Raw genomic sequence first — 10,616 nt, forward strand, 5'->3', positions numbered from 1 at the left:
CGCTTGGCTACTTCCTGCGCCAAAGCCTTGGTTGCGCCGATGAGAGCAGCCTTGGCAGCGCTGTAGTTGGCTTGTCCGGGCAGTCCTTTGATACCACTGAGCGAAGTAATATTGATGATACGGCCGTCTCGATGGGTGAGCATATTCTTTAAAAGACGGCGTGTTACGTAGAAAAAACCATTGAGTGGCGTGTCAATAACGTCGTGCCACTCTTCGTTCTGCATGAAAATCATCAGATTGTCGCGCCGTATTCCGGCGTTGTTTACTACCACTGCGATGTAGTCATCGGGATGTTTGGCTTCCCAATCGGCCAAGGCTTGCTCGATAGCTTCAGGGCTACTGACATCGAATGACAGCAATTCAGCCTGCCCACCTTGTTCGATTATCTCATTCAAAGTTACTTGAGCAGCTTCCGTATTGCTGCGATAATTGATGATAACTGGTAATCCAGCCTTGGCCAGTTCTTGGGCAATGGCCTTCCCGATACCTCGTGAGCCTCCCGTAACAAGTGCGTATCTCATTCTGAATTAATCTTGATTTTCTCCTTTATATATATGCGCAAAAGTAATAACAATTCCGCATAGAGCCAAGGATTTAAAGAAAAATTAGGCATTCCTTTTGGCCTATGGCCTATGTGATTACATTTTTTATCTTTATCTTTGCGTCGTAAAAAATAGGAAATATGATGGAAATGAAAGAACATATCAGGACACTTTTAGAGGAAGCATTGCCTTTGGTGGATGTTGATTCCGATTTTCTTTTCAGCGAACTCGACTCGTTGGGAGTTACGACTATCCTGATGATATTATCAAAGGAATACGATATTACGCTGGAGATAGAGGACGCCACGCCAAAGAATCTGAAGTCATTGGATGCGATAGTGGCATTGGTTAACCGTAAATTGGCGGAGAAATAATGGAGAGAATAGAGGACTTTCTGCGGCAGAATGCCCTCCTTCATGCCGAGCGGAGGGCGATTGTAACGCCTAATAGCGCTGTCACTTATGCCGAACTTTTTGACAAGGTGCAGGCCAAGGCGGTTGCTTTGGCTGACAAGCGTGGGCAGGCGGTTGTGTTCAGAAGCAGTCCTACCATTGATTTTCTGGTCACTTATTTTGCCATTCATGTAGCCGGCGCCGTGGCAGTGCCTATGGAAAAGGACGCCACGGACCAACAGTTGCGGCAGATGGAGCAAGAGTTGGAGGGATTGAAACTACCTTCCGATGTGGCCGACATCCTTTTTACTACCGGCACTACGGGCCATCCCAAGGGCGTAATGATAAGTCATAAGGCGATCTTGGCCAATGCCGATAACCTTGTTGCGGCACAAGGATATACGCATGAGCTTGTTTTTGTTATCAGTGGGCCGCTCAATCACCTTGGCAGTCTGTCTAAAGTGTATCCCACGGTGCAGTGTGGCGCCACTCTTTATTTGCTTGAGGGCATGAAAGATCTCAATGCTTTTTATGCCGCTTTCGACTATCCATGCCGTAAAATGGCCACGTTCCTTGTTCCGGCTAGCATTCGGATGTTGCTCATGTTTAGCAGTGAGCGCCTGAAAGCTATCTCTCATAAAATAGATTTCATAGAAACGGGGGCGGCTCCGATGGCCCATGGCGACATGAAAGAGCTGTGTCAATTGCTTCCCGACAGCCGTTTATACAATACATACGCCTCAACCGAGACGGGAATCATATCAACTTATAATTACAATGATGGCATTTGCGTGGGCGGATGTCTTGGTTTGCCGTTGCGCCACAGCCGTTTCATGCTGACGGATGATGGGCGGGTGGCTTGTCAGGGCGATACGCTCATGTCGGGATATGTGGGAAACGAGGCGTTGACAAATGAACTTCTGCGCGACGGAACCTTTCTTACGGCCGACTTAGGGCATGTGGATGAGCTCGGACGTCTGTATCTTCAGGGAAGAGCGGACGACCTTATTAACGTGGGGGGCTTGAAAGTTGCCCCCATAGAGGTAGAGAATGCCGCCCTTTCCATGGAGGGAATAGCCGATTGTCTATGTGTTCCGGCGTCGCATCCGATGATGGGAACCGTGCTCAAATTGCTGGTTGTGCCCCAAAAACACCGGTCTTTCGACATGAAACAACTGGCTGCTTATTTGCGTGAACACTTGGAACGGTATAAAGTTCCCATGCTATATGAGCAAGTGGAACGTATTCATAAAACCTTTAATGGCAAACCCGATCGCAAGCGTTATGGGCGAGCTGTGGATTAGAATAATAATTGCCAAAAAAGTATAAGATAGGGATGAATTGTGTAAAAACCGGAAAATATATGTGGGTTTTTAGTAAAGATATACTATCTTTGCTCAAGATAGGTAGCGTCTTAGCAATTTAGCGTGAGCTTGATTGCCCGAAGATGGTCCTATCTTTATAATATAATGACATAATTTTTATTTGGATGAAAGATATATGTTGTATCGGACATGTAACGCTGGATAGGATAGTTACACCGCAGTACTCTGTAAATATGGCCGGAGGAACTTCTTTCTATATGGCTTATGGTATCAACCAATTACCTCCAACGACTTCGTTCCAATTGATAACGAAGGTGGGAAAAGAGCAGGAAGGAGAAATAGATAAAATGCGTCGGGCCGGCATTGATGTTGTAAGTCATGAGAGTGCTCATTCCGTTTACTTTGAGAATCGTTACGATAAAGACGCTAATAAGCGCACGCAACGTGTGTTGGCCAAGGCCGATCCCTTTACGCTTGATGAAGTAGCGTCGCTCAATGCGAAGGTATTTCATTTGGGTTCGCTGCTGCCCGATGACTTTCCGTTGGAAGTAGTGGAGGCTTTGGCGAATAAAGGAGAGATCTCCATTGACGTGCAAGGCTATCTGAGAGAAGCGAAAGGCGAGAACGTGAGGGCGGTAAGATGGAACGATAAGAAGAAATTTTTGCCTTACATAGATGTTATAAAGCTCAATGAGCATGAAATGGTGTCGCTCGGTGGCAACCGCAATCCTCGTGAAGTAGCCTTGAGCTTGGCCGCTTCGGGTGTGCGTGAGGTGATTATCACGTTGGGCAGTTACGGCTCGTTTATTTTAGCTAATAGCAAGTTCTTCCACGTACCAGCCTATGAACCCCGCCAGCGAGTTGACTCTACGGGGTGTGGCGACACGTATGCGGCCGGCTATTTGTACCTCCGTTCACAAGGCGCTGATTACCTTGAGGCCGGAAAGTTCGCAGCAGCCATGTGTACGCTTAAGTTAGAACATAACGGTCCTTTCGACGGAACGATTGAAGATATTGAGCGAGTTGCCGGACAATCTTTCCGATAGAATATTGTAAAAGCTATAAAAGCACGAAGTTACTCATAGTATTCTTGCTTTTATAGCTTGCTTTTTTAAGATTTTATTCATGGATAATTATGATGATATTCGTCCCTTTCGTGACGAAGAAATACCGGCAGCCATGCGCCGTATCGTTGAGTCTGACGGCTTCCCACTCTTAGCTTCATGGATATTCCCCGACCGTAGTTTGGAGCAGGTTCGCCAACTTTTACTGTCTTTCCGGACCATTCGTGAGTTTCAGCATGAGGTGATGATGGCGGTCAATCTGCGGATTCTCAGTCGAAGTATTGACCGTCTTACCTATAGTGGCTTCGAGCGATTGGACCCCGATACCCAATATCTTTTCGTATCCAATCACCGCGACATCATGCTCGATGCTTCGCTATTGCAGTATTTGCTTGTGAAACATGGACGGGAAACGTCGCAGGTTACGTTTGGCGCAAACCTTATGCAACCCGGTTTGGTGACCGATATAGGTAAATCGAACAAGATGTTCAGAGTGGAGCGAGGTGGCCGCATGCGCGATTTTTACATGTCATCACAGCATTTGAGTGACTATATCCGCCATGTCATTATCGACCAACGCGAGAGCGTTTGGATAGCCCAGCGCAATGGGCGGACCAAGGATGGCAACGACCATACGGACCAAGGAATCATCAAAATGTTCTGTATGAGCAAGCCCGAGGATAAGATTCGGGCCTTGAGTGAGTTACATATCGTACCTGTCAGCATTAGTTATGAGCGCGAGAGCTGCGACATCTTGAAGGCCATAGAGCTTTATGAGAGTCGTTTTCAAAACTATATCAAAAAGCCGGGCGAGGACCTTAACAGCATTCTTACGGGCATTTTGCAGCAGAAAGGGCAAGTCAACATTGCGCTATGCGATGAACTTACCGAGGCCGATCTGTCATGTTATAATAATTGTACCAACAATGAGTACCACAAAAAGGTGGCCGAGCTGATCGATAGCCGCATCAACAAGGCTTACGTTTGTTATCCTTCAAATTATATAGCCCATGATTTGCGCTATGGTCAGACCCGCTATCAGCAGCATTACACCCCCGACCAATTGGCCGAATTCAAGCATTCCATGGCCCGTCTCAATGACTATGACGTTGCCGATCCCGATGTCTTGAAAGATATTTTCTTGGGAATTTATGCCAATCCCGTGCGAAATCAGTAGTGGGGAAGCCTTTAAAAAAGAAATAACAAGCGCATAGATCTATCATATAAAAGTTTCAAGGACTATATAAAAAGGTTAAGCTACGTCGTTATCTTACCTTTTTATATAGTCCTTGTCCTTTGAATTCTATCAATCCTTTGTCACGAAGGAATTGTAATTGTTGCCTTATTTTATCCTCTATGTGGTGGTTATTGGGATGTCGTATTTTGAGTTCTTCTACGAAAGAGTACATCTGGCTCAACGTAAACGATTCGTCAAGGCGTTCTATTAAGTGAAGAATATCTACTAACCAAGTGCGGTTTTCGAGTGATTGGGTTTGTAGATTATAGATTCTGTTATAGTGAGTGACGACTTCATTGATAGGCCGTGGCGCGCCATTGAATATAATAGGAATCTTAGCAGTGGAGGGGATGGCGCCCATTAGGATATTACATCCTTCCCATCCGGCCCTTCTGGCAGAGGTTGTTAACGCATGGCGCTTTTCTATGACGGACGGAGTGAAAAAACACTTAGGTACAATGATCAGGTTATTTACTTCATAATGATTATAGTGCATGAAGAAAAAACTCGGGTTATCCAGCGATGTTATACGCTCAATCATTGTATGATAGCTTCCTCCTGCTACGGTAGATTGGAATCGGGGGCTGTCGGCTTTCTTGCTTTTCAGTTCGTATTGAGCCTTACAGTTTTGGCATATAAAATCTTTTACAGGAGCATTTGCCTCTGCTCTTTTTATGGAAATTTCTCCACAGATGGGACAAAACATGTGGTGTGCCAGCCAATCTTCCGTTAGTACTCGGGCAATTTGGCTGGCACTCCTATATTGAGTTGCTAACGCAATATTGAAATGTAGATCCATACAAGAAGAACTCGTGTTTTCTGTTTATACCATGAATAATCAGAAATGATTTTAGAATTGGTCTTAACCGATTACCCTTTACCTCTTCTTCGGCTCCACTTTTATAATCTTAAACAACTTATCATTAGGCCTTACTTTATCGGGAACGGGCACTGAGACGCGCCATCCTTTCTCGGCCTTGTCGACGGGTTGGAGGTCGTAGCGTATCTCCGTGGCGTCAAGATACATGACGCCGGTGGTGGGACCCGTGATGAGAAGCCGCTCGCCACGGCTGATTTCGGAGGCCTCGATAGCCATTTCGGCCACGCCGAGCTTGGAGAAATACTTGATGACTTTGCCCACCAATACTTTCTTTTCGGTAGCGGCGCTGCCATAATTCTCGTTCCATTCGCCCAACGTCTGCCCCTGATAATACCCATCCCAAAAGCCTCTGTTGAAGACGGTGGCCAGCTTCTCATCCCACATATCTTTCTTTTCCTCGGTGAAGGTGTCGTCGAGTACGCTCTGTATGGCTTCCTTATAGCAGCTCACTACGGTGTGTACGTATTCCGGACCGCGGGCTCTGCCCTCTATCTTGAACACTCTGACACCGCTCTCCATCATCTTATCGATGAATCGAACGGTCTTGAGGTCCTTCGGACTCATGATGTATTTGTTGTCAATCTCGAGCTGGTTACCCGTCTCATTGTCGGTAACGGTGTACGACCGCCGGCATATCTGTACGCATTCGCCCCGGTTGGCCGACCTATTGGCGTTGGCCAAACTCATGTAACACTTGCCACTGACGGCCATGCAAAGGGCACCGTGGCAGAACATTTCTATGCGGATGAGTTCTCCCTTGGGGCCACAGATGTGCTGTTCGTTGATTTGTCGGTAGATGTCGGCTACCTGATCCATGTTCAATTCACGTGCCAAGACCACCACATCGGCGAAACGTGCGTAGAACTTCAGGGCGTCTATGTTCGTTATATTGAGCTGGGTAGAGAGGTGAACCTCAACGCCCACCTCGTTGCAATAGGCCATCACGGCCACGTCGCTGGCGATAACGGCCGTTATGTCGGCCTCTTTGGCGGCGTCAACTATCTCGTGCATCGTGGCGATGTCCTCACCGTAGATGATGGTATTTACCGTAAGATAGGTCTTAATGTCATGTTCGGCGCAGGTAGCGGCTATCTCCCGCAGGTCGTCAATGGTGAAATGATTGGCCGAGTGCGACCTCATATTGAGCTGGCCAATGCCGAAATACACCGAGTTGGCACCGGCTTGAATGGCGGCGGCGAGGCTTTCGCGTGAGCCTACGGGCGCCATGATTTCATATTCTGAAATGTTTTGTTGCATAAGATTCTTGATATTGATAATGTGTAAACTTCCATTAAAAAGCTGAATCACACTTAGTTTACGACTGCAAAATTACGAAAATTAATGCGATAAGGCATGTTTTAACGGGGTGAATTGATTTTTTTTGTATTTTTCCATGCAAGATTTTCATAAGGTAAGAGTTATGATGATAGAACAAGTAAAAAAAACGATATGAAACAACATTTGTGGTTACTGCTTCTCGTGGCATTGGTCGGCCTTTCGGCTTGCAGCGTTGATGATGTCTCTAGTTACTCCGAGCAAGGCATGGAGCAGGGAAATACGATCGCGGCGCCATGGCGTGGCACGTTTGAAGTGGACATAACGAAAGACAAGACTACCCTTGCCACGACCACCCTGCGGGTAACCGGCACGGAAATGACGTTCGTGCAACTGCCCGGAAGCACCGGAAACGTGTCGGCTTATTACATCCATACGGGCAGCTCCGACACCAATGAATACTTCAACCTGACGCTGAAGAACGAACCCGCGTCCGAAAAGTGCGTGGCCGTTTACCAAAAGAAGAACGGTCTGTGGAGCGGTATCATCGTTATTGACGGCCAAGAATACCAATTCAACGCTACGAGGCGAACCAATCAATAACGGGAAATGATTTCGGAAGAACAACTCCTGACCGACATCAGGCGGGGCGACCGGCGGGCCATGCGACAACTGTACGACAGTTGCGCGGCACGAGCCATGGCCGTAAGTCATCGCTATGTGGCCGACGCTGACGCCCGAAAGGACATCGTTCAGGATAGTTTTGTCCGGGTGTTTACCCATATCGACAGCTTCAAATGGCGGGGCGAGGGAACGCTTGAGGCGTGGGTCATGCGCATAGTGGTCAACCTTTCGCTCGATTATGTGAAGAAACATGAGCGCTGGGTGCTCGCCGACACCATGCCCGAGCTGCCCGATGAGGACGAACCTCCCGTGGAACAACTGCCTCCCGAGGCCATCACCGAGCTGCTCAATCGCCTTCCGGCCGGCTATCGAATGGTGTTCAACCTCTATGTTTTCGAGGGATTGACGCACAAGGAGATAGCACGTGAGTTGGGGATCAGGGAAAACAGCTCGGCCTCGCAGTACTTCAGGGCCAAGAAAATGCTGGCTCACATGATTAAAGAATATAACAAGACACAAGGAATATGAACAAAACAGATTGGACCGAACAACTCCGCAAGCGGATGGAACGACAGGAAGAACCCGTCGACGACAGCTTGTGGGCCGGCATAGAGCAGGCGCTCGACAGCCCGTCTGTGGGCAAACGACCCGCCCATGGCCTATCCTTGCGTCGATGGATAGCCGCCGCTGCCGTGCTGTTAGGGCTGGTGGCAGGCAGCGTTTACTGGCTTAGTCGTCATGGGGAGCAGGCCGTGGCCCGCCTCGAGCGGCCGAAAGCGCCGATGGAGCGCAAAGCCCGCACGCTGCGTGAGCTGCTCCATGATGAGGCCGAAAGCCCGCTGTCAAAGGCCGTGGCCCGCCTTTCGTGGCCCGTGGTGCCTGAAAATACGGATAGGCTTGGCTGTGTGGAGCCTGCCGAAGTGGCCGACACGACGGCCGACTATGTGGCGAGGAATGTCCCGAAAGGCTCTGCTTCGACCGCCGAAAGCCTTTCCAAGCATCCTGAAACCATTGATAAGCCTGCCCATGGGGCCACAGCCTTGCCCTCTTCCGAACCCTTGTCGCCACCGACTTCTGCCCATCGGCGGAGTAACCGTGGGCAAAGCGTGGAATTAAGGCTTTACGCCGGCAACGGACTGATGGACTATCGCCACAGCAACCGTGTGACCATGTCGGACGAAATGCGCAATCAATACCTCCTTTCGAGGGCTTCCGTAAAACCCATGGCCCGCTCGGCGTCCGTGGAGGACAACCATCCGATTTACTTGGTGGGCTACGGCGAGCAGACGCACCATGCCCTTCCGGTATCGGTGGGCCTGACGGTCAATGTGCCGCTGGCCGATAATTGGAGCCTCACGACGGGCATGGTCTATACCCAACTCAATGCCACCTTTACCCGGCAAATGCGCCGTCATGCCATCGAGAGTCGTCAGCGCCTGCACGACATCGGGCTGCCGCTGGGCCTTAACTACCGCTTCGTGCATGGGCGAAGGCTGAGCTTGTATGCCACGGGCGGTGCGCAAATCGACTTCAACGTACATGCCCGCATGGAGACCGAGGGCACCCGGCAGCCCATGAGGAAAGATAGGCCGCAGCTATCGGCCACGGCCGGTGTGGGTGCCGTGTACCATCTGTTGCCCGCCGTGGGACTTTACGTGGAACCGTCGATGCGTTATGCCTTCGATAATGGCAGCAGCGTACAGACTTATTTCAAGGAAAAGCCTTTCAGCCCGTCGCTCCAAATGGGCGTCAGAGTGGAGATAAAGTAAGGAAAAGGCTCGGTTGCGATGTCGAGAAATTGAAGTTGTAAGGTTGAGAAGTTGAAGGAGATGAGTCGTTACCGCTCAGGTAATGAAAGATTAAAGACGGATTGATAATTTCTAATAATAAAGATAATGAAAAAAACATGTGTATTTCTTTTATCGCTGCTTTTGGCCTTCCCCGTGGCGGGAAGGGCGCAGGCCGACGATATTCCGCGTAATGAGATTATGCTGGGTATGGGCTTTAGTACCTCGAACATGCCTTGGTCACTGGGTAATGAGTATGATTATGACATCATGTATGCCAGCGATTCGCCGCTCAAAACCTATCGCAAACTCAAGGTTTATGAGGATGGGAGCGAGCAGTCGCCTTGCTTCAGCGTAGGCTATCGCCGTGATGTGGAGTGGGAACGCTGGTTCGCTTACGGTCTGACGGTGAGCTACGAGCGCGAAAAATGTGATTGGAAAGAACGCCTGACCGGCCGTACCAAGGTGACCGACATTGAGAGTTACTTCACCGTTATGCCTACCTTGCGCTTTTATTACCTGCGTCACAGAGGGTTTCGTATGTACGCCGAGGCCGGCATAGGTGCCTCGTTGGGGCATGAGAAGTTTCATTATAGTAATTATTCGCGTGACCAAATCAAGCTCACGGGCCAGCTCACGGCCTTCGGCATACAAGTGGGTAAGCGTGTGTTCTTCAGTACCGAGCTGGGCTATGGTTGCCTCGGAGTGGTCCGAATGGGGCTTGGTTGTCGTTTCTAACTTAACAATTGAATGATGATGAGAAAGATATTTTATCAGGCTTTTTGCCTTTTGATGATCGCGTTGACCCTTACGAGTTGTTACAAGGAGGATATAAGCCGTAACCGTCAGGCCACGATGCCCGGCCAACAGGCCTATCGCTATGTAAAGACGGCCAACGAGCCACTGACCGACATACTTTTCATGGCCCGTTTGTCGCATGAGTATTTCAAACTGGCGACCGATGATGAACGCAAGGTTTTTTGGGAAAAGCGATTCCTCCCGGTAGTGGTGAAGGACGTGTCGGAGGCCGGTGGCGTGAGGAAATGGACGCTTCAGAATCGCCGTTCGGACTATGATTTCGAGACATTCGTATTCTCCGAGACGACCGCGGGCCAACTTTCGGCCGAAATGCTCATGGCTCGGGGCAGCGACCGCTACCTTACGAAGTATAACTTGAAGGCCGACGTGAGCGACGATAAGCATTGGGCATTGAGCGACTACACCTTTGCCGTGTCGGAGGACATCGCTTCGTGGGCCGACGAGATCAACGTGTTTGACGGTGGCGCCAAGCAAATGGACGCAACATGGGGCGTGGATGAGAACGACAAACTTTATTGCGAGCTGACCGGAACCATAAAGATGGCCAGTCACGAGACGCCTGCCCTCGATATAGAAGCGAACTTTAAGGAGCCGCTGCGAGCCGTGACCGTCTTCGATAAGCAAATGCCTTACCAATTCGCTTGGGCCAAAGGACGGCTCAAACTGCGTGT

At 49.4% G+C, this 10,616-nt stretch carries 12 protein-coding genes; 9 read left to right on the top strand and 3 right to left on the bottom strand.

Going from position 1 to position 10,616, the window contains the following annotated elements; all coding sequences use genetic code 11:
* Positions 1 to 521: SDR family NAD(P)-dependent oxidoreductase (locus VIR50_RS01685; RefSeq protein ID WP_331933418.1), on the bottom strand; the 521-nt coding region annotated here is incomplete at its 3' end.
* 170 nt (positions 522 to 691) lie between these two features.
* Here VIR50_RS01685 and VIR50_RS01690 point away from each other — a divergent pair.
* From VIR50_RS01690 to VIR50_RS01705, 4 genes are all read left to right on the top strand, one after another.
* The gene (locus tag VIR50_RS01690) at positions 692 to 916 is read left to right on the top strand and encodes an acyl carrier protein (protein ID WP_331933429.1); all 225 of its coding nucleotides are present in this window, start codon (positions 692 to 694) and stop codon (positions 914 to 916) included.
* Positions 916 to 2,238: a class I adenylate-forming enzyme family protein gene (locus VIR50_RS01695; RefSeq protein WP_331933419.1), complete on the top strand. Its 1,323-nt coding sequence runs from the start codon at positions 916 to 918 to the stop codon at positions 2,236 to 2,238. The genes VIR50_RS01690 and VIR50_RS01695 overlap by 1 nt, the downstream gene beginning before the upstream one ends.
* Before the next feature lie 185 nt (positions 2,239 to 2,423).
* Entirely contained in the window at positions 2,424 to 3,305 is an 882-nt protein-coding gene (locus VIR50_RS01700) for a PfkB family carbohydrate kinase (protein WP_331933420.1), read from the top strand.
* A 79-nt stretch (positions 3,306 to 3,384) separates the two neighbouring features.
* Positions 3,385 to 4,500, top strand: coding sequence for a 1-acyl-sn-glycerol-3-phosphate acyltransferase (locus VIR50_RS01705; RefSeq protein WP_331933421.1), 1,116 nt, complete (start codon positions 3,385 to 3,387; stop codon positions 4,498 to 4,500).
* An 88-nt stretch (positions 4,501 to 4,588) separates the two neighbouring features.
* Here VIR50_RS01705 and VIR50_RS01710 read toward each other — a convergent pair whose 3' ends face one another.
* Together VIR50_RS01710 and VIR50_RS01715 are read right to left on the bottom strand one after the other, a co-directional pair.
* Entirely contained in the window at positions 4,589 to 5,359 is a 771-nt protein-coding gene (locus tag VIR50_RS01710) for a DpnI domain-containing protein (protein WP_331933422.1), read from the bottom strand.
* A 78-nt stretch (positions 5,360 to 5,437) separates the two neighbouring features.
* Complete coding sequence (locus VIR50_RS01715; RefSeq protein ID WP_331933423.1) at positions 5,438 to 6,697, bottom strand: peptidase U32 family protein; 1,260 nt, start codon at positions 6,695 to 6,697, stop codon at positions 5,438 to 5,440.
* 192 nt (positions 6,698 to 6,889) lie between these two features.
* Between VIR50_RS01715 and VIR50_RS01720 the strand changes: the two genes are divergently transcribed.
* The 5 genes from VIR50_RS01720 to VIR50_RS01740 all read left to right on the top strand — a co-directional run.
* Positions 6,890 to 7,318, top strand: a complete 429-nt coding sequence (locus VIR50_RS01720; RefSeq protein WP_331933424.1) for a hypothetical protein — start codon at positions 6,890 to 6,892, stop codon at positions 7,316 to 7,318.
* 6 nt (positions 7,319 to 7,324) lie between these two features.
* Positions 7,325 to 7,867, top strand: coding sequence for an RNA polymerase sigma factor (locus VIR50_RS01725; RefSeq protein WP_331933425.1), 543 nt, complete (start codon positions 7,325 to 7,327; stop codon positions 7,865 to 7,867).
* The gene (locus tag VIR50_RS01730; RefSeq protein ID WP_331933426.1) at positions 7,864 to 9,108 is read left to right on the top strand and encodes an outer membrane beta-barrel protein; all 1,245 of its coding nucleotides are present in this window, start codon (positions 7,864 to 7,866) and stop codon (positions 9,106 to 9,108) included. The genes VIR50_RS01725 and VIR50_RS01730 overlap by 4 nt, the downstream gene beginning before the upstream one ends.
* 126 nt (positions 9,109 to 9,234) lie before the next feature.
* Positions 9,235 to 9,864, top strand: coding sequence for a hypothetical protein (locus VIR50_RS01735; protein WP_331933427.1), 630 nt, complete (start codon positions 9,235 to 9,237; stop codon positions 9,862 to 9,864).
* An 18-nt stretch (positions 9,865 to 9,882) separates the two neighbouring features.
* Positions 9,883 to 10,616 (top strand): hypothetical protein (locus VIR50_RS01740; RefSeq protein ID WP_331933428.1); only part of this gene is annotated, 734 nt, incomplete at its 3' end.

The organism is Prevotella sp. (genome assembly GCF_036570325.1).
GTDB lineage: Bacteria > Bacteroidota > Bacteroidia > Bacteroidales > Bacteroidaceae > Prevotella.